The 22602-nt window shown below is 36.5% G+C and carries 22 protein-coding genes; 4 read left to right on the top strand and 18 right to left on the bottom strand.

The genetic code is table 11. The annotated features are described in order from the left end of the window. Window positions 1-26 precede the first annotated feature (26 nt). Window positions 27-1076 (bottom strand): BsaA family SipW-dependent biofilm matrix protein, encoded by a 1050-nt coding sequence (locus A5821_RS15390; protein ID WP_086315592.1) that lies wholly within the window; start codon window positions 1074-1076, stop codon window positions 27-29. Window positions 1077-1168: 92 nt separating this feature from the next. Then, the gene (locus tag A5821_RS15385; protein WP_086315591.1) at window positions 1169-1921 is read right to left on the bottom strand and encodes a signal peptidase I; all 753 of its coding nucleotides are present in this window, start codon (window positions 1919-1921) and stop codon (window positions 1169-1171) included. Window positions 1922-2402: 481 nt separating this feature from the next. Here A5821_RS15385 and A5821_RS15380 point away from each other — a divergent pair, with 481 nt between their 5' ends. Continuing rightward, window positions 2403-2972, top strand: a complete 570-nt coding sequence (locus A5821_RS15380) for a recombinase family protein (RefSeq protein WP_086315590.1) — start codon at window positions 2403-2405, stop codon at window positions 2970-2972. A gap of 214 nt (window positions 2973-3186) precedes the next feature. Here A5821_RS15380 and A5821_RS15375 read toward each other — a convergent pair whose 3' ends face one another. The 3 genes from A5821_RS15375 to A5821_RS15365 all read right to left on the bottom strand — a co-directional run bounded on the left by A5821_RS15375 (window position 3187) and on the right by A5821_RS15365 (window position 6126). Further along, window positions 3187-3501 (bottom strand): DMT family transporter, encoded by a 315-nt coding sequence (locus tag A5821_RS15375; protein ID WP_086315589.1) that lies wholly within the window; start codon window positions 3499-3501, stop codon window positions 3187-3189. After that, complete coding sequence (locus tag A5821_RS15370) at window positions 3498-3833, bottom strand: DMT family transporter (RefSeq protein WP_086315588.1); 336 nt, start codon at window positions 3831-3833, stop codon at window positions 3498-3500. The genes A5821_RS15375 and A5821_RS15370 overlap by 4 nt, the downstream gene beginning before the upstream one ends. 964 nt (window positions 3834-4797) lie before the next feature. Continuing rightward, a complete protein-coding gene (locus A5821_RS15365; RefSeq protein WP_086315587.1) occupies window positions 4798-6126 on the bottom strand; it encodes an aminopeptidase C in 1329 nt (442 codons plus the stop codon). Between the two features lie 143 nt (window positions 6127-6269). Here A5821_RS15365 and A5821_RS15360 point away from each other — a divergent pair, with 143 nt between their 5' ends. Then, window positions 6270-6644 (top strand): GntR family transcriptional regulator, encoded by a 375-nt coding sequence (locus tag A5821_RS15360; protein WP_086315586.1) that lies wholly within the window; start codon window positions 6270-6272, stop codon window positions 6642-6644. A gap of 14 nt (window positions 6645-6658) precedes the next feature. Continuing rightward, window positions 6659-8041, top strand: a complete 1383-nt coding sequence (locus tag A5821_RS15355) for a DUF5808 domain-containing protein (protein WP_086315585.1) — start codon at window positions 6659-6661, stop codon at window positions 8039-8041. 435 nt (window positions 8042-8476) lie between these two features. Here the strand turns inward: A5821_RS15355 and dagF are convergent, their stop codons facing one another. The 7 genes from dagF to A5821_RS15320 form a co-directional block, all read right to left on the bottom strand. After that, window positions 8477-9220 (bottom strand): 2-dehydro-3-deoxy-phosphogluconate aldolase, encoded by a 744-nt coding sequence (dagF, locus tag A5821_RS15350; protein ID WP_010770858.1) that lies wholly within the window; start codon window positions 9218-9220, stop codon window positions 8477-8479. A 28-nt stretch (window positions 9221-9248) separates the two neighbouring features. Next, window positions 9249-10340, bottom strand: a complete 1092-nt coding sequence (locus tag A5821_RS15345; protein WP_086315584.1) for a DgaE family pyridoxal phosphate-dependent ammonia lyase — start codon at window positions 10338-10340, stop codon at window positions 9249-9251. A 99-nt stretch (window positions 10341-10439) separates the two neighbouring features. Next, window positions 10440-11276 (bottom strand): PTS system mannose/fructose/sorbose family transporter subunit IID, encoded by an 837-nt coding sequence (locus A5821_RS15340; protein ID WP_010770856.1) that lies wholly within the window; start codon window positions 11274-11276, stop codon window positions 10440-10442. Then, on the bottom strand, window positions 11276-12025 hold the full coding sequence (locus A5821_RS15335; protein ID WP_010770855.1) for a PTS mannose/fructose/sorbose/N-acetylgalactosamine transporter subunit IIC: 750 nt from the start codon (window positions 12023-12025) through the stop codon (window positions 11276-11278). Before A5821_RS15335 ends, A5821_RS15340 begins: the two co-directional genes overlap by 1 nt. Before the next feature lie 22 nt (window positions 12026-12047). Beyond that, window positions 12048-12545 (bottom strand): PTS system mannose/fructose/N-acetylgalactosamine-transporter subunit IIB, encoded by a 498-nt coding sequence (locus tag A5821_RS15330; RefSeq protein ID WP_010770854.1) that lies wholly within the window; start codon window positions 12543-12545, stop codon window positions 12048-12050. 16 nt (window positions 12546-12561) lie between these two features. Beyond that, entirely contained in the window at window positions 12562-12969 is a 408-nt protein-coding gene (locus A5821_RS15325; RefSeq protein WP_086315583.1) for a PTS sugar transporter subunit IIA, read from the bottom strand. Window positions 12970-13336: 367 nt separating this feature from the next. Next, window positions 13337-16159, bottom strand: a complete 2823-nt coding sequence (locus tag A5821_RS15320; protein ID WP_086315582.1) for a sigma 54-interacting transcriptional regulator — start codon at window positions 16157-16159, stop codon at window positions 13337-13339. A gap of 163 nt (window positions 16160-16322) precedes the next feature. Between A5821_RS15320 and A5821_RS15315 the strand changes: the two genes are divergently transcribed. Next, window positions 16323-16802, top strand: a complete 480-nt coding sequence (locus A5821_RS15315; RefSeq protein WP_086315581.1) for a GNAT family N-acetyltransferase — start codon at window positions 16323-16325, stop codon at window positions 16800-16802. A 118-nt stretch (window positions 16803-16920) separates the two neighbouring features. On the opposite strand, the gene A5821_RS15310 is transcribed toward A5821_RS15315, so the two are convergent. The 6 genes from A5821_RS15310 to A5821_RS15285 are packed head-to-tail and all read right to left on the bottom strand — an operon-like array spanning window position 16921 to window position 22595. Further along, a complete protein-coding gene (locus tag A5821_RS15310) occupies window positions 16921-17538 on the bottom strand; it encodes an AAA family ATPase (RefSeq protein ID WP_086315580.1) in 618 nt (205 codons plus the stop codon). Between the two features lie 4 nt (window positions 17539-17542). Continuing rightward, window positions 17543-18406, bottom strand: a complete 864-nt coding sequence (locus tag A5821_RS15305; RefSeq protein WP_086315579.1) for a class II fructose-bisphosphate aldolase — start codon at window positions 18404-18406, stop codon at window positions 17543-17545. Between the two features lie 24 nt (window positions 18407-18430). After that, complete coding sequence (locus A5821_RS15300) at window positions 18431-18832, bottom strand: hypothetical protein (protein ID WP_086315578.1); 402 nt, start codon at window positions 18830-18832, stop codon at window positions 18431-18433. A gap of 14 nt (window positions 18833-18846) precedes the next feature. After that, entirely contained in the window at window positions 18847-20136 is a 1290-nt protein-coding gene (locus A5821_RS15295) for a PTS sugar transporter subunit IIC (protein ID WP_086315577.1), read from the bottom strand. 29 nt (window positions 20137-20165) lie between these two features. After that, window positions 20166-20471, bottom strand: a complete 306-nt coding sequence (locus A5821_RS15290; protein WP_010770846.1) for a PTS sugar transporter subunit IIB — start codon at window positions 20469-20471, stop codon at window positions 20166-20168. Between the two features lie 39 nt (window positions 20472-20510). Further along, complete coding sequence (locus A5821_RS15285; RefSeq protein WP_086315576.1) at window positions 20511-22595, bottom strand: BglG family transcription antiterminator; 2085 nt, start codon at window positions 22593-22595, stop codon at window positions 20511-20513. Window positions 22596-22602: the final 7 nt, after the last annotated feature.

The following is a 22602-nucleotide window of genomic DNA, read 5'->3' as shown; positions in this document are numbered from 1 at the left end:
CTCAAATATAGATAGCTATTTCCGATTTATTTAGCAGGTACTAATGCTTTCAAAGCTTCTGCTAAAGAATCATTGACACCTGTTGGTAACCAATCATCCACAGCATCTTTATAAGCTGCAATTCCTTGACCTTTTACAGTTAGGTCATAGATCAATTTACTGTACTCATTACCTGCTGTTCCTAGTAATTTAACTGCATCCATCAATTGTGTTGTATTCACACCTGGATTTAGAACACTTGTATAATAGAAGTAACCATCCGCTGCATTGAAATACCATTTGTCAGCAACTTTAGGATCTGTCGTAATATTGTTGAATGAAATTTGGATATTACCAGTTCCTGTTGCAGCAGGTGCATTCCAAACCAACGTTCCATCTGGCGTGAATGTAGGCGCATAAACTGGTGCTTTCGTCCATTCTTTTTCATCCGCTGCTTTGTATTCTAGTGATACATAGCTAAGCGTTGGTGTACCTGATTTCACTTTGATTTGATTTGATGCGTTACGAATAAATCCGTCAATACCGCTGGCATAATATAGCACGCCGCCTTTTTCAAACGCATAACGATACGTATAAGTCGTTTTTGTTCCCACTGTTTCCGCTTTTTCTTTAACTTTCAAGGTATATGTTCCAGCAAAGTCACCCGCTGCTACTGTTATTTTTGGTGCACCAGCAGTGTCAAAAGTAGAATCTGTGAATCCAGTCGGCGCATCCGTTCCTGGCAATACATAAACTTCCTTACTTGTTTTTCCTTCAAGCTCAGCACCAGTAGTTGGTTTTGCTTGATAATCTTTCAAAAGTTGCAATGATTCAGTTAAAGAAACACGAATCAATGTTTTGTATTTACCAATATTGGCAATCGCCACATCTTTATTTACTTCTGAACCTGGATCCCATTCGGTTGGCGGTTCAAATGTTTCCACCACTTCAATGTCTTTTCCAGTTGCAATTTGTCCTTCAAAGTGGTTGGTTTTTTGGTCTTCACTAGCAAACCAAGCAAACGTTGCCGCAGCAATAGCAGCAAGTGCAAATCCACTTGCTAACGCAAGGACTTTTTTCTTTCTGTTTTTATTCATTTCTCAAGTTCCTCCCAAATTTTTTTATTATTAACTTTTTAATATTGGCGTAGAAATTTATTGTTTCCCACCTTATTAAAAAGTGAATACCCTTATTTATTTAAAATGTAGTATCTGATAATTGTGATAAAGCCAAAAACTGAGATTAAAAAAATAATCGAAATGATCAGATTTTCACGCACAAAATTTAGAAAAGCACCTACTTTAGGGACTACAATAATTTTTTTCCCGACTACTTGTTTCTCATTAACAGGAACATCTTCTGCTAAGTTGGCATCCCCTTGGGTAATATAATATGTGCCCTTTGTTTCACCTAGATGGTCTAGCTTTTCTTTTACTCTATGGGTCAAAAACGCTTGACTCGTGATACTTGGTCGAAACGTAATTATGTCTCCCACTTCAGCTGCATTACCAGCAATATTTTTTACAATAATGACATCACCTGAATGAAAACCACCCTTTTGTTTTTCAGGATCTCTAGGTACCATTGAATCCGTTAATACGCCAAAGAAGCGATAACCTAAAACACTCTTATTTGCATTTTTAGTCGTTGCAAACATAATTGATCCAACAATCATAAATAGAATGAAACTATAGAAAATAACATTAAATAGCACTGTATATACAGGATTTTTCGTCTTATGATATTTAGCTGGTTGCCTTTTTTTAGAAATTGGCCGTTGTTGTTTTTTCCTGTTTCTAGAATGAGATTGCTTATTGGCGGCCTTGGCTGTTGGTTTTGAACGACTTGCTATTTTTCTTTCGTTTGTTGAGTGTTTCGTTGTTGATTTTTTATTCTTTTTTCTTTTATTTGACTGTGGTTTCTTGTTTCGTTCTTCCACCATTTTTTGAACCCTCACTTTGCCTTGAACTTACCAAAAACAAGATCTTTCCATTTATAAGAAACAAGAAAACAACTAAGGCTTCAGCACAATTTCTTGAAGTTAATCTCAAGAAAAAAGGTGAATCATCAAAAAACGACATCATTCAAAGTGTCCAAAAAACTAATGATATTGAGAAAATCAACTAAAACGCAAAAAAAGAAATACACTTGAACGGATAAATCCCTTCATAGCGTATTTCTAATCGATTTTCTCTAAAAAAAATAACAGGCGTTTCAGCTCTATAAAAATCATTAGTTTATTATAGAGAAAACGTAATGTCAATAGTATTCAAATAATATTTTTTACTCTTTGTATTATTGTTTTTAAAGGAGGTGACTCAGATGATACGGAAAGTTCTACTGACCTATCAATAACTTGGAGAAAAACACAATTATTTTACCAAGAACGATTTAACTATTGAAAGTATTAGAGGTGTTTATGAATGGCCATTATTGGTTATATGCGTGTCAGCACGCACCAGCAAAAATTTGATTCTCAACAAAAAGCCCTTGAAAGTTACGGGGTAGATTTTATTTACAAAGAACGTGAAAGTGGCAGAAAATCATCCAGAAGTGAACTAAATAAAGTGTTATCTTCTCTAAAACCAGGTGATACTTTTGTTATTTTTAAGCTTGACCGTTTATCTAGGGGAACAAAACAGCTGTTGAATTTACTCGAAGAATTTGATCGAAGAGATATTCATTTTGTCAGTATCCAAAATAACATAGATACAACAACCGCAATGGGTCGCTTCTTTTTTACAGTTATGGGGGCATTTGCTGAAATGGAGGCTGAATTGATTCGTGAACGAGTGATAGCAGGTCTTGAAGCAGCAAGAGAAAATGGCAAACAACTGGGGCGACCACCACGGACAAAAGAAGTGAACGAAGCGTTGAAACTTTATACTAATTCAGATCTATCTGTTCCAGAAATTGCAAAAAAATGTAACGTCTCTGTCCCAACCGTATATAATCATATAAGAAAACAAAACTTACTCAGAAAAGTGAATTAAAGACTGCATATAGTGTTTACACATAAAAAACTAAGAACATTTTATTATTCACACACACTTAACGTAGCTGATTATCCCACTAAGTGGTACATATAAAAAGAAGTGAGTGGGAAGTCATATCCCACTCACTTCTAATCTAAATAAAAGGTAAAATCAAAAGCAACTCCCTCTTATTTCTTGGAATTAAACACTTCTGTGCAAACCTATCCTCTCATCAGCCAATGAGTTTCAAGCCAATCACCGACGCTAAAATAATTCCTATAAAAAGAATTCTGCGCCAATCTTTGGACTCACCGTAAAAAATCATTCCTAAAATAGCTCCTCCAGCAGCTCCGATCCCTGTCCAAATAGCATAGGAAACACCCATTGGTAAACTTTTCATAGCCAAATAAAGGAAGATAAAACTACTACCAAAGGTGAGGAATAATAAAAATAAAGACTTATTATCTTTATTTTTATTAAAACGATTGATTGAACCAACACCTAGCATTTCAAAAACTCCTGCAATAATTAAAAACAACCAACTCATTTTTGATCTGCTCCTTTCTCACCAGTTACAAATTTCAAGCCCATCACGCCAACCAGCAATACTACGATCAATAGGATTTTTGATAACTTAAATTCCTCTCCGAAAAAGAGTATACCTGTAATGACGGTCCCAGCTGTACCTAATCCTACAAATACTGCATAAGCTGTTCCTACTGGCAAAGTTTCACCGGCCTTTATCAATGCATAAAAGCTAATGAAAATAAATACAATGGTCAACAAAATTTCCCACCATGTATTACTATGTTTCATACCGATAACCCATAATACTTCAAAAAAAGCGCCGATCATTAATTTAATCCAATCCTTGTTCATATAAAAAACCTCCTTATAATAAAAGCCTTGTCGGTACATTAGCCTCAACTTCTGAGAGACTAGTCCGCGAAGCTAGACAACACTAAAAGCTGAAAGAGCTCGTTCTGCCTTGACTGGAAAATAGGAAAAAATAACTGAGGTGTTTTTCCTCATTTATTTTTTATCTTTTTCCCGAAAGGCTAGCTCTTGATGCTAGATAACACTAAAAGCTGAAAGAGCTCGTTCTGCCTTGACGATGGATGACTCACCAGTAAAAACACTCTTCTTCACCTAATACTTTTCAACATCAACTCGTCCCTCCCTAGCTTTTACAGACATGTTCCAAAACAACAAATAAAAAAAGTGCAATCAACAATTCTATCTATGGCCTAAGAATTGTTGATCCACACTTTTACTGATAAACAGCCGGCGCTGTTTATCTAAAGTTATTTGATTTAGTTTGTTTATTTCATCTATTGAAACTGCCTCTCATTTTACTCTACAAAAAACAATTTGGCAATAGCTAATTCTTCTCTTATTTATTAAATAAAACTTAATAATTCCATCGTTCCATAAAAGGCAGCCTAAAAGTATTCTATTAACCGTGTTAAGCATCTAAAATGTCTAAAAATCCAATCATTTTTACCGATATTCATTCTAGCTTTTTTTTGAAAACAATTTTATCTTATAAAAAGTGCAACTCAATCAGATAATTCTGAAAATTTTTGTCTCATGATTTTGTAAATCTAATCAACATATGATACACTTAGCTTATCAAAAAAAGATTCCTAGTGAATCGGTCAACGTTGATATTACTTACTTTAGGCGGTAGTAATGTCAACGTCTTTCTTTTGTCTATACAAATTATAACACACTAAAATCTTTTTGAAAATCTCCGTATACTTATGGTAACAAAAAAATCCCACCTCACACAAGATGGGATTAATATGCACTTATATAGGAGAGATTTAACCACCTTTTTGACTTATGCCAAAGCCCCCATTGGGTCCCAAGGTGCTAAAACGGTTGGTTCTTGTTTCCATACTTCTTGTAATTCTTGTGATAAAAACTCTTTACGAACAACGATTTGATAGGTATATTCATCCATCCACTCATCACTCATCACAAAAAATCCTTTATCCCCGACTTTTTCACCCCAACTATTTTCCACTTTCCACTTAGTTGAAGCACCATCCACAAGGTCCACACCCGTTAAAACCATTGCGTGAGTCATTAAGCTTTCTCCAAAATCTAATCGTTCAGCCTTAGTCATTGTAAAATCGATATCGAATAAGTCATTCATATCATAAGCATCTAAGGACATAATACCGCTATCTCTTGTAGAAGATTGACCGACATCACAGCCAAACCAAACAGATTCTCCTTGTTCTAGCTGAGCGACAGCTAATTTTTTAAATGTAGTCATATCTACGTTGATATATTTTACTTCTTTTCCGCCTACCACATTCCCTAACATCTCTACAGTGTATGTTTGGTTGTATGGCTTGTCTGCCGTTGGTGCATTGATTACACTTACATAATCATCTAAATTCACACCAACATATTTTTCATAGAAAGATTGTGGTGTTAAGTTTTGATCTAAATGGTAGTTTTTTTCTTCGTCACGGTATTCGAAATCGAATGTTTGTGGCGGGGTACCTAATGAAATCGCTAAAAAGTTGTAGACTTCACCTAACATTGCTTCTTTAGCCGCTTGAACTTCCGCTGTATTTTTTCCATTCGTTATCAATTCACGCAAAATCGTTGCATCTTTTCTAAGTTTTTTGTTCAAATAATTGTTGAGGTCGCGAGAGTTTGAACTGTTACTGCTTTCAGGCATCGCTGTTTTTGGCACTACACCATATTTTTGAAATAGAGAAACGATCATATCCCATTGCCCACCATCTTGTTGTGGAGTCGCTAGTAGGAAAGCAACTTTACGACTGTCTAATTCTTGATCTGCGGTTGCGATGATATTTTCGTAAAAATAATTAGATTTTTCATATTTATCCCAGAAAAATGTGTAGTTTTGAGAAAGCTCAAAATCTTTTAAATTAAAGCTATTGATCATTTTGTGTCTGAATGTATTCAATGCTGCAAACATCCAACAACGCCCGCTTTGTTTTTGATTTGCGACTTTTCCAGTTGCAATATCAACTGAAAAAACTGGAACATTATTTACTTCAGCACTCAAGTTTTGAGCAGAAGCCGTAATACCATTTTTGATAACTCCGCGCTTTAAAGCATTTTGCTTATTATTTTCTACAAATGTATCGTGAAATTTTTGTGTAACGGTTGGTTCGATTACTGACATATTGATTCATCCTTTCACTCTTAGTATTCCTTTTTCATTATATGCCTGAATGTTCAATCCCTCAACCTTTAAATAAAATGTATTGTTTTTTTGCATCATATGTATTAGTATATACAATACAAAGACGTAAAAGAGGTGAAAGTATGTTATTGGAAATAGACGCTCAAAGTCAAACACCGATTTATCAACAAATTTGTCATCAACTCATTATCGGAATTGCTAAAAATAAGCTGAAACCTGGTGAAATGCTTCCTTCTGTTCGACAAATGGCTGACGAAATTGGTGTGAATATGATGACGGTTTCAAAGGCATATACTTTATTGAAAAGTGATGGTTATATTTTGACTGATCGTCGAAACGGGACTAAAGTAGCTGAAAAAAAATCGCTGGATCCTCTATTTCAACAACGATTTTTAAATGATCTAGAGCTATTATTAGCGGAGGCTTCTATCCATCAACTATCAGAAAACAAAATACAAGAGGAAGTCAAACAGATTTACAAAAAATTTGAACAGTAAAAGGTGTGTTGAAAATGAATTTTTTTCTATATTTATTGCTTATTGGGATTAACTTTTTAATGGCATTTACAGGGAGAATACCTGCAAATCCACATAAAAATGTCATTTTAGAAACGACTTTACCAAAAGATAAACTTCAAGATGAACAAGTTCTAATCGTCGCTAAGACTTATAAAAAGAGGTTACTGCAATGGGCAGCTGCTTTTGTGATTATTGCCTTACCAATTATCGCGATTCCTTATGACTCTTTGACCTTGATTTATTTTTTGGCTACGCTGATTGGATTTATTGGTACTTTTTACTATTTAGAAATCGTCTATATTCGTAAAATGACTGTAGTCAAAGTAAAAAACAACTGGATACTACCAACAAGCCCGATTGTAGTTGATACAAAACTTGTCGCAAATAAAAATCGTAAATTGATTGCTGTTTGGTGGTTTTTGCCTAGTATTATTCTTACTGTTTCAGGCTCTATTTATTCTTTTAAGATTCTCGGTTTAGCGAACGGGAGTTGGATTTTCTCTCTTATCACAGTGCTTATCATGGGGCTTTTTGGACTTTTCTATTATTTTATCGCACGTTTTCCAGTAAATCCTGTAACGAGTGATGAAACTATCAATCAAAAAGTCAATGACTTGATGCGTCATCATTGGTCTGTTTTGATGGCTGTTTCTGCCTTTGTTTTTAGTCTGTTAGCGTTTATGCCCGCTCTTTCGATAACTATCCCTTATGAAAAAATGATGGTCTTTTCGATTTGTTATGCTCTATTGATTCTGTTATTTGTATTGTTTACTTTTTATTATTTATTTTCAGCAAGAAAAAAACAAGATCAATTGATTGCTCAGGCAACAGAATACCGATACAGAGATGAAGATCAGTATTGGAAATATGGGATTTATATTAATCCAAATGATAAAAGAATTCTTGTGCCAGATCGCATCGGGATGAATATTACGACAAATTTAGGTAGAGTCGGCGGGAAAATTGCGATGGGAGCGGTTGGTGTCTTCGTTTTGATTGCATTGATCGCAGCAAGTATTCCGATGCTGATCAGTGATTTCTCAGCGAATCCTTTTCAACTGACGACGAGCCATGATGGAATCCATCTATCTGCTCCATTAGCTCAAAGTAGAACGATCGATTGGAAGACTATCGAGTCCGTAGAACTGATCGACACATTACCAAAAGATAGAATCCGTGTTTATGGAACTGCTACAGAAAATTATTTAACTGGAGAATTTCAGGTCAACAATGAACCAGCTTATCTATTAGTTTTAAATCATAAAAAACCAATTTTAGAAATCAAAACTCCCGATAAACGCTACTATTATACAAATAAAAATAGTCAATTAACCGAAAAATACTACGAAACTATCCAAGCGTTGCGTGGGAAATAAAAATAAAGCCCGAACCAAACTGAACAATCAGTTTGATTCGGGCTTTTCGTACAAAAACGAGCTCTGTCAGCTTTTATTTTATCTAGCTTCATGAGCTAGCGCTTCGGAAAAAAGATGAAAGTGGGCCGTGGCACAATACGCCACAGTCAACTTTCCCTATTTTTCTGTTTGCCCTGAACGAGCTCATTCAGCTTTTATCTTATCTAGCTTCATGAGCTAGCGCTTCGGAAAAAAGATGAAAGTGGGCCGTGGCACAATACGCCACAGTCAACTTTCCCTATTTTTCTGTCAGCTCTGAACGAGCTCATTCAGCTTTTAGTTTATCTAGCTTCATGAGCTAGCGCTTCGGAAAAAAGATGAAAGTGGCCGTGGCACAATACGCCACAGTCAACTTTCCCTATTTTTCTGTCAGCTCTGAACGAGCTCATTCAGCTTTTAGTTGTTCAACGTATTTTTAATCATACCTAGTAATGTTTTCACATCTTCTGGTCTTGTATCGCCTGTTTCTGAGTCGATGATCGAGCTGTATACGTGAGGAATGATCTTTTTCACGCCTGCGTCCACTGCGATTTGCACGATTTCTTCAAAGTTTTCTAAATCGATGCCCCCTGTTGGTTCTAGGTAGAAATCATATTTTGCACAAGCCTCTGCAACTGCTTTGTATTCTTCGATATGCGCTAATCCTTTCATTGGGAAGAATTTGATGGAGCTGCCGCCCATATCTTGTAATAAACGAATCGCTGTTTCGATCGTTACTTCGCCTGCTGGTGTTTGGGAGCTTAATGGACCTGTGGCGATATTGACGATGCCGACTTTGCCTGTTGGTGAGACTAAGCCATTAACGATCGTGTCATTTTGACCTAATAAAGCGCGAGATGTCCCAACGCCTGTAAAGACTTGGTTGACGTGTTGCGGTTGTAGTTCTTTTGAGATTCTTGACACCATTTGGCTTTGGTTTGGATCGCCTGCGCCTAAGCCGACTGATAATGCGTTGTTGGTTTCTGCGGCATATTTTTTCATGTCTTCGATTGCGGCTTCATCGGTTGGGTAGTTTTTAGATAAAACACCTAAAACGATATGCCCTTCGGCAGCTTCGTAACAGTCTTTTGCGTTTTCTACTGAGTTAGCTAAAACGTTTAGGCAAATACGGTCTTCTAAATAGTTTGGTGTTAATGTCATGGTTGATTCACTCCTGTTTAGTAGTTTTTTAATTCATGATTTCGCTTAAACGAGTCACGATTTTATTCATTTCTTCTTCATTGACAGAACGGATATCGAATTCGATGATCCCGTTGTTGGCTTGGTATTCTCGGGTATAAATAGCGGGACTTTCAGCTTTTAATTCTTGGATGACTGCTTTGGCTGATTTCGCTCCGCTGACTTTGATACTGGCACGGTAAATATCTCTACCCGCTCCATCTTGAACGACTTTGGCTTCGATATTTGTGATAGTATTTAGTCCCTCAATAAATGGGGCTAAGCGTGCTTGCATAGAAGCCCCTGCTTCACTGCCGTTTTTCACATAATCTTCTACCGCTTGGGTAAAGCCTAAGATATTATCTTTACCGATTTTCATTGCGCGGCCGATGCCTTTTCCTTGTAGGCGGATCCATTCGATATAAGCTTTTTTGCCGATCACAAGTCCGGCACTTGGGCCTTCGATGGCTTTGGCTCCACTGTAGATCACAAGATCTGCGCCTGCTTCGATGTATTTGAATAAGTCTTCTTCCGCTGCGGCATCAACGATCAACGGCAAGTTGTTCGCTTTGGCCACTGTTGCGGCTTCTTCCACACTTAACATACTTTTTTGAACAGTATGGTGGCTCTTGATGTAGAGAATCGCGGCTGTTTGATCTGTGATCATCATTTCAATGTGTTCAGGTGAACACATATTGGCATAGCCTGCTTCCACCACTCGTCCCCCACCTTGTTCGACCATCACTTCAACAGGCGTGCCGTAGTCTACATTATGCCCTTTTGGTAAGATGATTTCACGTTTGGTGATTTTATCTGTGTATGGATGGTAAGCGTGATAAGCTGAACCTTCACCGATCAAGGCCGCCACACTTTGGGCGATGCCAGCAGATGCGGAAGAAACGACTTGCGCATCTTCGACAGTCAATAATTTAGCTAGATAAGCGCCTGTTTGAATGCTTAACTCACTCATCTCAAAAAAATGTTCCCCACCGAATTTTTGCGCGACTAATACATTCTCTGAGACTTTCGATACGCCTAAGATCGTCATTTTCCCTGAGGCATTGATGACTTCTTTTAGATTGAATTTTTCATAGCTATCCATTTAAACTTTCACCCCTCCCGAAACATTATAACATTATATTTTTAAATGTAAAACTCAAGAAAGAGGATGAGAATTTATATTATCTCAACCTCTTCGTTTTTATAAAAGTCCTAAAAATGAACCAATAATACTGACAGCAACAATTGTTCCAATAATAATTCCATAACGAGGACCTTTTTTGACCATAAAGAAATAAATCAGGAACACCGCAGTCAACGGTAAAATCCCTTTCATGATTTGATCTAAAATATCTTGAACAACAATTGTTGCTCCGCCTGAAACATGGAATTTCATCGGGCTGGAAATATTCACATAACTTGCAGACAAAGCGCCCATCATCATCATTCCCAGTACATTTGCACCATAGATGACTTGTTTGATTTTCCCATCTTTAAGCAGTGCCATGATGGAGTTTCTACCAAGTGTATACGACTTATTGATCAAGCCCCAACTGATATACATCGTTAAAACTGTGTAAATCACTAACGGTCCTAAACCACCCATGATACTACCGTTTTTAGCAATAGGAATAAAAATTGAAATAATCAATGGCATGATCGCCGCCCAAACAATCGAATCACCAATACCAGCTAAAGGACCCATCAGACCAGTTTTAATTGAAGTAATCGCAGAATCGCCAATATCAGCTCCGTTCGCACGTTCTTCTTCCATCGCTAGAGAAATCCCTTGAATCGATGCTCCAATAGTCCCTTCAGTATTAAAGAAGGCCAAGTGGCGTTTTAGCGCCTCACGTTGTTCCTCTTCATTATCCGCATATAATTTCTTGATTGCTGGAATCATAGATGCACAGAAAATCAAGCTTTGCAGACGTTCATAAGAGTTCGATAATTCACATCCAAGTTGATAAATCCAAAAGGTTTTGCTAATTTCTTTTTTCGTTAATTTTTTTTGATTGATATCTGTTGTATTTTCCATTATGCTTCCCCTTCTTTCAGCGCATTATTTCTCACCAAGAAAGCCACACACGTACCGATTACCGCCACAGCCATCACTTCTGCGCCAAAATACATAACGGCCACAAAACCAATGAGAAAATACGGAATCAATGTTTTCTTTCCAATAACCATGATCGTTAAAGCAAACCCTAACGCTGGCAACAAGCCACCCATTACTTCAAAACCGTGCATTAATTTTTCTGGAATAATATCTAAAAGAGTCGTTACCACTGATTGTCCGAAGAAATTCCCCGCAAAAACAAGTGGAAAACGTAATAAAAAGCCAACAAGTGCTGGGTACAAGAACGCTGCACGATAAATCCCTTTGTAATTCAAGTTCTCAGCATATTTATCTGCCATATGAACAAATGTTGCATTGACTGTTCTTCTGATTTGATCCATAAAAACACCTAATACTCCGAAGGGTACGGCTAAAGCAATCGCTGCTTCTGCATTCATTCCTACGCCAAGAGCAATCGGGATCGCAATGGCTGAGGCTAATGCTGGATCACTTGGAACATTTCCTCCCGGCGTTGATGTTACGCCTAAATAAACTAATTGAATGCCTGCACCTATCGTCATCGCTTCAGCAATTTTCCCTGTGGCAAGTCCTGCAACCATTGCTGCACATAATGGCTGAGACAACATTCCTGAAAATGTGTAGCCAAACCGCAAGCGGGCGAACCAATAGTATAAGCCCATTGTAATTGAAACACCTAAAACACCCATCTTTGTCACTTCCTTTTTTCAGTTATAATGAATTATATTTTTCAATCAATTTTTCGATCGGCATTGGATTATCTTCTGGAATCGCTTGGAAAAAGACGTTTAGATTTTTTTCTAGAAAACCATTTAGAACATTGACGTCATTTTCAGATAGATTGATGTTTTTAAGCACGTTTTTCCGTTCTGCGCCTCCACCTAAACCGCCAATTTGAATATCATTTTCGATTACATTTGCGTTGACCATTGCTTCTAAAGTAGGTAGATCGGGCACTAAGAATAGAACCTTGGCGTTGCTGTTAGGAGCCTCTTCTGCCCAATATTTTTGTGCTGATTCTACACCATAGATTTTCACTTCAACACCTGGAGGAGCTGCCATCACATAGATGCTTTGTAAGAACTCATCTTTCTCCAATTCATCGCTCACTACAAAAATTTCATCTGCACCTGACTGTTGTAGCCATTTTGTTACCACTTGTCCGTGAATCAAACGACTGTCTACTCTTGTTAATACGATTTTTGCCATGTTTATACTCTCCTATCTAATTGTTAGTTGTTGGTAATTGTAAAATCTGACAGTTATCTAATGATGCTTGTAAAATCTCTACTCCCGACTGTTCAGTGAAGGGCGTGGATTGTTTCATGATTGCATCTAAAAGCATAGCCGTATTCAAACCTGATATAGCCAAAATATCATAATCTCTTGAAAGCCTTAACGCTACATTACTTGTTGTTCCACCTTTGATATCTGTTAAAATAAGCAATTTCTCGCTCCAAGTGACGGATTTTAATTGTTGTTCTACACGTTTTATATATTCTTGTAAATTATCTTCCGGCTGTAAAACAACCTCATAAATATTCTCCGTCTCCCCAACGATCATTTTAATGCTCTTTAAAAGTCCTGCCCCCCAACCGCCATGGGTGAGTAGTATAATGGGTTCTTTTGTCATTTTTTCATCTCCTTAAATTAAAAGCGTAACGGGCTCGTTCAACCTTGACAGAAAAATAGGAAATTATGACTGAGGCGCTTTTTGCCTCATTTATAATTTATCTTTTTTCCGAAAGGTTAGCCCGTGCAGCTAGATAACACAGCACATCTTCACCTATCTCAATCCAACAACCTTTTTTATTTCTCTCCTTGCTTAACTAAACAGCAAGTCCTGTGCCAATAATCTGTCGTAAAATAAAACTCATTTAAAATGTACAATTAAATGAACTTAGCACATTACTGCGTAGTTTAATAATAAGGGCGAAGTTTAAACAGAAAAAGCCCCTAACACCCTCTGTTAAACAGTGTTACGGACTTCTTAATTATTCTCAATTGCTATAAAGCAATTCATAAATATATTTTATTTCTAATGGTGAAAATTGAACATTGTACGACACTTCCAAGGGACGAAAGGCCATTTTTATGACAGATGCTTCATTCGGGATGTCTTTGTACGACACATTATAATCAGATGTGCTGTATTCATTATTGATCACCAAACGTTCCACCGTACAACAAGTATGGATCAAAAAGCGCAACATGATTTTTTCATCACTATGCAAATTCAATTGTCGACACAAATCATCATAAATCTGGCTGACTTCGATTGATAAGCGTTGCGGATTTAACACAGTAATATGATTGATGATCGCTTTTAAAGACAATCCATGTACGTAACGTTTCGCTATTTTATCTTTCAGCACTCGATTCTTTTTATCTGACATATCATAACCGAATAATAGCAAGAGACGTTCTACGCCTTTTTCTGAAAATAATTCTTCTAATGGAATAAATGGAATATCAGGTACTTCTGTTTGAAAAGTGCCTACGATCCCAACTAATTTTTCATCTGCTCGAATATGTTGGTGAATCCGCTCAATATCTTGTATTTCACTATTATCTAGTGTTAGTATTCGGATGTTTTGCAACACCTCTTCTTGGAAGACATCGATGATTAGTTTTTCGATTTTTAATGCCGTCCCAAGTCCAGTCATACAAGAAACGATAAGTACTTTTGAATCAAAAAAATGCCCTTTCTTGCAAATAGATGAAAGGTGTCCTTTTTCATTCAATACAGGAAGTAAGTAGTTGAAATCAGTTGATTCATAAATTACTTCTCTAGAAACTTCAAGCAGTGATAACAAATTGATATTTTTGACCAGTAATACATCGATCCCAAATTCTTCACTGATCAGATTACCAAAATAAACCAGTGAGCCAATATCCACTAACAAAATCAATCGTTTATACTTATTGATTTTAATAATAGTTTTAACCTTCTCAAGTGTTTCTTCCACAGTTTGATGAATCGGCATATTGACAGCTTTTAGGAGATTACTAGAAAATAAAATATTAGAATATTCCGCCATGCTCGTAGCAGTCGTTGAGCCGTGTGCGACAACTATTACACCGCACTCGTCATTACGCTGATACTGGCTGTCTGCTTGTTTTAATTTTCTAAGCAGCAAGCCAAAATAAGTAATTTCTGTTTTAGGCAATTCTACTGAAAAAAGGGTCGAGACTTTTTCTACGATTTTTTTTGAAATATCATAATTTTCAAGTCGGCCTAACATTAACTGGCTAGAATACAGATAAAAATCATCATTAGGAATCTCCATAAATAACAAAGTAGAATAAACATGATTCGCCAGCACTTCTATAAGATTTTTTTGAATTGTAAAGCCTGTCAGTTCAGAGATATAGGCTGTTAATTCAGCTATTTTTTGCTCAAAGCTCTCATCAATGGTTCGCATCGATTGTGTTTTAGCCATCGGTTCAAATAAACGCATATCAAATAATTGATCGATTTTTTTCTGTAGGATCGAAGCCACTTCTTTTTGGGGAATATTGCTATTTTTCAAATTGGAAAATTCTTTTAATAAAAAATCATAGAACGCATCGTTGATTTTATCTCTCGTTGTAAAATAATGGCTGGCTGATGTTCGATCATCTGATTTTATCTTTAAGCTCTTACCATCCAAGAGTTCTTTTAAAGCAATTTGATCTTTCGCATCTTTTTCTAAAGGTTCTTCATTCAATAATAATGTTTGGTCGATCATCAATGATACTGATTGCTTTTCAATCTGTTTTAGATAACCTTGTGCACAAATGAATTGAATTTCGGATTTCATTTCCCCGACGTTACCTGTATATTTTTTAAACACTAATTGTTCGATCACTTGATACTGAACCGTGATATCTTTTTTGATTTTACGACTTTCATTTTGAAAAAATTTGATTACTAATTCGATTTTTTCTTGGATAGGTCTTTCTTTAACAGAAGGGAGCATCAGAGAGACAGGAATTCGACGGAGAAAGGTTTTTAAAAAGGTTTGCGAAAAATCTTCTGTTGTCGCAAAAATAAAGCGAATATTGACCGCTCTTTTAACATCCGCTTCACCCATTCTAGAAAAATAACCTTTATCCAGTAATGTGAAAAGTTTTTCCTGTCCCTCACTCGGTAACCGATGGACTTCATCTAAAAATAAAAAACCTTGGTCAGCATATTCAACAAGCCCTGCTTTATCTTCAACCGCTCCTGTAAAACTACCTTTTTTATAGCCAAAAAGATGAGTCGTCAATAGCTCTGGGTTGTTAAAATATTCTGAGCAATTAAAATAAATAAATGGCATTTCTTCACTTACAAATGTTTCGTAATAGCGATGGAGAGCTTCAGCCAATAACGTTTTCCCAACCCCAGATTCACCACCTAATAAAATGTTTAAACCATTTGGTGGATAGAGAACAGCTGCTTTTAATTTTTCAATACTATCTTTTAAACTGCCTTTATATCCGATGATTTCTGAAAACTCTTCTAACTTACGATTTTCTTCATAAAACGATTCATCTAGTTTTTGTGCGTTTAAAAACACAGTCAATGCCTCTAAGTTTTTAAACGATAGTTGATCCTTAAAGGAACAACCATAAATTTTTTCTAATTCCTGTTTACTAAAAAATAAAACAGGACGACTTTTCACTCTGACCGCTTCTTCTTTGGTCAGTAGTTTATTTAAATCTTCGCTGACAGTATTTCTTGCCAAAGATAATTGTTCACTGATTTCTTGAGCCGTAACCCCTTTCAATTGTTCAATTGTTTCTTGCTTTTTGGTTTGTTCAGCGAGAATATTGCTTACTTTTTCTAGCCGCTGCATATCTGCTCACCTCATTTGTTTATTAAGAATTATTATACTTGATTGCTTGATAAGTTAATAGAGGCGATTATTTTGCTAAAAAATACGCTATCTTGTAAATTATACTTTGACATATTTCTATTATGTGATTAAACTAAGCTTAGTGAATAGGAGTGAAGGAATAATGACTGTATTCAGTTTAAGAAAATATCAACAATCTGACCTAAAAGACATACTGACTATATTTAATGGAACAGTTCAAGCAATCAATAAAAAAGATTACACACAGCAACAAATCGATCAATGGGTCCAACTAACACCTGATTATGATCAATGGCATGCTAGACTTGAACCTACTTATGCAATCGTTGCCCTAAATCGAATGGAAGTGATTGGCTTTGGTAATATCACAGATACAGGTGAACTTGATTACTTGTATGTAGATAAAAAATGGATCGGCTATGGTATCGGGAAGATGCTAGCTAAAGATTTAATGGATCATGCACTGAAAGCTGGAGCAAAAGAGCTTACGGTCTATTCATCGATCACAGCCAAACCATTTTTTGAATCACTTGGCTTTGAGCTAGTGGAACAAAAAGTAAAATACCGTAACGGTGTCATGCTTATGAATTATTTGATGGTTTATCGCAGAGATAAAAACTAAGCGATTCGTTTTATTAAGATTACTGAAAATCTGTATAAAGAGTATGAAATTCCTTAAAAACCGCACAATGCATAAAGCGCATTGTGCGGTTTTTGGTCAACTAATTGATGACTATTTTTTAATTTTCACTTTCGACTTTTCGTTTCAAATAGTGAATCAAATTGCTATAATCTACTTTCCCATAATCAGTAACATCAAACTCATGAACTTCTCCTAACTGAAATTCGTTATATTTTCTTGTTTGGATTATTTGTTCGAATGCCTCTTTTGTAATGTGATTGTCCGCTTTGCTTCGATCCTCTAATTGATCAAGATAATGATAATGCGTCATTAAATGACTGAGGTGCCGCTCTGGTTCCAGATCTCGTAAGTTTCTTCTTTCCCATAACACATCGAAATCAGCAACTAAGCGAATCGTAATCACTTCGTACTCATAAGTATTGGCTAGTTTTGAAAGCGTGCTTTTTTGTTTATCGCTAAATGGATATTCTGACACAATCACTTGTTTCCCAGCATCCATATATAGCGCTAGAACTCCATAATAAAAGCGCCAAACTCTCTTTTCTAACTCAGCCTTCTCAGCAAGTGAATCAAAACCAACTGAGTCAGCAAACAATTCTTTGCCTTCATCTGGTGTAATCAGGAAGATATTCGGAATCTGTTCCCTGATTTTTTGGATCAGATAGGTTTTCCCTGTTGCAGGACTGCCAGCAAGTAAAATCAACAATTTTTTCATTTGACTACCCTATACGGATTGGATTTTCCACATTCAGAAACAAGCCTATTTTATGCTTAACGATATCGTGACATGCTTCATTAGCTGGAATTACATTGTAGCGTAATGATTTATTGACTGCAGTTTTTTTAAATGATTCTTTCGCTGTTTTAGTCCAATTAACTAAAAGTTCAGTCCCCACATTGAATTTACGGATACCATTATTAATTAGTTCAGGATAGTCTTCTTCTTTGACACCCGTTCCGCCGTGAATAACTAGCGGAATATCAACAATCGCGTTAATTTCTTTTAATAAGGGCAAGTTCACTTCTGTTTTGGATTTAAATTGACCGTGATTCGTCCCGATTGCAATGGCTAAAGCATCGATTCCTGTGGCATCCACAAAAGTACGGGCATCTTCTGGTTTTGTGTAGACTTTGTCGTTTTCCTCTACATGGATCCCTTCTTCAGTCCCACCGATCGTTCCAAGTTCCCCTTCAACAGAAACACCTTTTTTATGTGCATATTCCACCACAGCTTTTGTTTTTAAAATATTTTCTTTAAAAGGTAAATGAGAGCCATCATACATGACTGACGTGTAGCCAAGATCGATTGCTTCTTTGATATCATCAAAGTTTCTAGCATGATCCAAATGAAGCACTGCATCCACCATTTCTTTTTCAGCCATTGTTTTGACAACTGAAACTAGTACATCGTACCCAATGTATTTGGCTGTATCCACACTGGTTTGGATAATGATCGGGGCACCCATTTCTTTGGCTGCTCGAATCATTTCTGGCAACATTTCTAAATTGTGGGCATTAAAAGCCCCCACTGTAAAATTCAATTCTTCTGCTGTTTTCGTGACTTCTTTCAGTGTTGTATACATGTATTTCTCCCTCATCTTTCAATTTTACTGACCGCTGATCGTTACTTTTTTGGCGATTTGTCGCATATCGTCCATTTTATTCATCCACTGATCAATTCCAGCGTCATCACCATTTCTTGCAGCTTCTGCTCTTTTTTGATTGTACAAGCTCATTAATTTTTTGTAGCCTGATCCGATACTATTTTGATAGGACTGACTTTTTTCTAGCGCTATGACTGCTTGATCGATTTCATTTAGTTGTGCTAGTAATAAACCTGTTTCTTCGTATTTTCCAGCTAGTATTGTGTCTGTCAGTTGGACGCTATTTATTTCTAGCGCAAGTTCATCAACTTTTTTACGAAGTTCAATTTTTTCTTCCTCTGTCAAAACTTCTTCTACTTCTGGTTTCACAACGCTCTTTTGTTTCTTTTTCAGGAAATCAAACATATTTTCACCCCTTTTTAAAAAGCTTTCATGATCGGGCTTATGATCCAAGCATATAAGAGAGCCGCTGTGACAGTATCCACATCAGTCGCTGTAGCATTGACGAAGCCCATACTATTGAAAATCGTCACTAATAGTGCTGGCAATAACGTAATAAAGAAACCATGTGCGATCCCCCCGATGATTGCACCACGTCTGCCGCCAACTGCATTTCCAAAAATCCCCGCTGTACCACCTGCAAAAAAGTTCGTCAGCATCCCTGGTAAAATCATCGCCAAACCAAATGTCGGCAAAATGAACATCGCTAAAACAGCACCGATCGTGGTTGTGATAAAGCCTAGAATCACTGCATTTGGGCTATATGGGAAAAACACTGGACAATCTAACGCTGGAATCGCATTTGGCACTAATTTCATTGCAATTCCTCTAAAGGCTGGTACGATTTCTCCAAGTAATAAACGAACACCTGCCAGCAATACATACACACCGACTACAAATTGAATGGCTTGTAAAAAGGCAAACATAATATAGTTTTGATTGCCGGATAACGTTGACGCAAATGTTTCACCCGCAAACAATACCGTTACGATATATAAAGGAACCATCACGACCATCACAGACAAATACGTATCTTGAAGAAACTCAAAGGATTTCGGTAATTTAAGATCTTCCACCGACTTTTTGTTTTCACCACGCTCACCAAAAATCCAAGCAACACCTGCTTCAAATAAATAACCGATCGTACAAAAATGTCCCAAGGCAATATCATCTGATCCAGTTATTTTCCTAATAAAGGGCTGTGCGATCGCTGGCATAGCAACAGCGAAAACACCTCCGATAAATCCTCCGACAATGATTAATACGATCCCACGAAGTCCGGCAAAATACCCAAAAACCGTCGTCATCGTCGCCATCCATAAAATCGCTTGACCTGTTAAGAAAATATACTTCCACTTTGTAAAACGAGCAATCAAAATATTAAATATAAAAATAGCTAAAAATGTTAACGCAATATCCCGTCCCAAGCCTAGCTCATTCATTGCTTGGCCATTGATCGCTTCGATAGAAGGAATAATTCCTTGCATATGAAATCCTTCTGTAAAAATCTCACCAAAATAAGTCAGACTCCCCACAATAATACTAGAGCCAGCGCTTAAAACTTGAAACCCTAACAATGTTTTTAATGAACCTGATAACACTTGACCAATCGATTTTTTCTGTAAAATCAATCCTAGCATAGCTATTAAGCTGATCGTGATCGATGCCTGTGTCAAAATATTCTCGATGATAAAATTAACTACCCCCATGATAAAGCCCCTCCATTATGATTTTTTGGTTAAATAGCCCCTTTTGCTTGTAATACTGGTGTGATCTTTTCATCTATTTCGGCTTTTGAAACAATATTTTTCAGATAAATGATCGCTGTTTTTTCCTCATCGATACTAAATTTTTCAAATTGCGTTTGAAAGTTTTGCGCGGTAATTATGATATCTGGATTCATAGAAACTGCTGATGAAATGTCTGTATGCTCAAGTTTTGCTTCCACCCCTTTCTGATTCAAGACATCTTCAGCCGCCATTTGAGCCGCAAAACTACTCCCTAATCCTGCTCCGCAAACAAATAAAATCGTTAGTTTTTTCATGATGATTCTCTCCAGTCATTTTTATTATTTTTGTTTCCTTTAACACTCTTCATATAAAATTGCTTCAAAATCAGAGACATTACTACACCGCACTAAACGATTTATTTTTGTCTCGTCGTTGATCAATTCAATCAAGCTTTTCATAATATTTAAGTGGGAAAATGAATCCACCGCTGCCAGACAAAAAATAATTTTTACAGGATCGTTGGCTTCATTGCCAAAGACAACAGGTTCAGCTAATGTTGCAACACTTATACCCAATCTATTAACGCCATCTTCGGGTCTTGCATGGGCTAAAGCAAGATGTTTTCCCATCACGATGTATGGCCCAAATTCATTGACAGAAGCGATCATTGCCTTTACATATGATTCATTAATACAGTTTTCTTTTAAGAGTGGACGTGCTACTCGTCGAATCGCACTCTCCCAATCTGGACATTTTTCTAGTAACAAGATATCGCTTTTTTTCAAGACATCTTTCAGCATCGGCTGCAACTCCCTTTTATTTATCTTTAAATGATTCTGATCAAAAGTGGTCTCTAACTGTTGATAGATATCGCTAGAAATCGTACCGCCACTTTCTTTAATTAGATCAAGAACCTTATAAAATAACTCCGTAGAATCATTGTCATTATTTACTAAACGTTTAAATTGCCTATTTCGTTCTAAGAACTCTTGAATATTTTTTCGACTCTCTACTTTGATTATCGGATCTACAACTAAAATCGGCTTGTCAGGATAGGTTAAACTCAGTGTTGAAAAAATCAAATCAACATCTAGTTTTTTGATCAGTTCCATCTCACCTGTACTTAGAACAGCTACTATCTCAATACTAAATAATTCTTTCAAATGTTCTGCCAATAATCGACCGGTAGCTGTTCCGTGATTACAGACTACAACTGCCTTATAGGTATATTGCAGCTCTTGATTGATCGCACTTACCGAAGTCGAAAAGTGAATTGTCAAAAAGGCAATTTCGTCCTCACTGAGTTCATGTTTAGTGATTGCTTCAATCGTTGGCGCAAATGTTTCAATCGCAAAATAAATATTGCCGTAATACCGCTTTACCGTTTCTTTTAACGGGTTTAAAATTTGTATTTCACTTTTCACCCGACTGATCAAACCAGCCATATGACGATATAAGCCTTCATGTAGGGATTCTTCTTTTTTAGAAAAGGGAATTTGCGTCGTTTGTTCGACAAATTGAATCAGCTGAATCGACAACAATTGGGCTTGTACCCACTCAACAGAATTGCTTATGCTCCCAGTATCAAAGGTTTCCAACATAAACAGGATATAATTCAATTCTGATACCGGAGGTCTAACTGCTAAAGTGCGACACAGTTGATGAACAAAAGAAAGTCTGCGCTGATTTTGCTCCGTATCCCAAACTTCCCAATCAGAACTTGGAATCAATTCTTGTCTCAAATAGCGACTTAACCAAACAGCCGTAAACATGACTAACTGATTGCGATAAATATCTTCTCTTGAAGAAATTGTTTGATGATACACATGATCGATTTTTTTTAATACCTTTTTAGGAATATAGCGAAATAAATGTTTTTCTGAAACACTTAAACCAGCTTCTTTTTCATCAAGAAAGCGTAAGCTGTCAATTGATTGGTTGATCACATCGTAAATCATCGTTCGTATCGTTCGCTCTGATCCTTTTAAAACGATCCCTTGTTTAGGAATACTCAACACTTCGATACCATACGCGAGAAGAGTATTTCTGACCCTTCGCATATCTTCATCCATTGTACTTTTTGATATTTGATACTCTGATTCCTTTTGATATAAAAAAACAGGATGCTCCGACAAAGAAAAAGCCAAAATCAAGTCAAAAATCCGCTCTTCTCGGCTCAAATAGTCAAATTCATTTTTTTCATCAATGACGATCTCTAGTTGTTTTCTTTCTGATTGCTCTAGTGTTAAAACCATTCCTCTGTTTCGGATCGTTTTAATCTCTGACAATTTATGACTGATGAGAAATGCATTGATCTCTTTAATCTCATTTCTGATTGTTCGATTGCTGACTTGGAAATCCTCGCTTAATTCATCCAGAGTCAAAGAATAATCTGACCAAATAAATCGTTTAAATATTTGTATCGTTCGATCTTTCATTTGCTTC

The sequence above is a fragment of the Enterococcus sp. 7F3_DIV0205 genome, assembly GCF_002141365.2.
In the GTDB taxonomy this organism is placed as follows: Bacteria; Bacillota; Bacilli; order Lactobacillales; family Enterococcaceae; genus Enterococcus_L; species Enterococcus_L palustris.
This window is presented reverse-complemented; position numbering and strand designations above follow the sequence as displayed.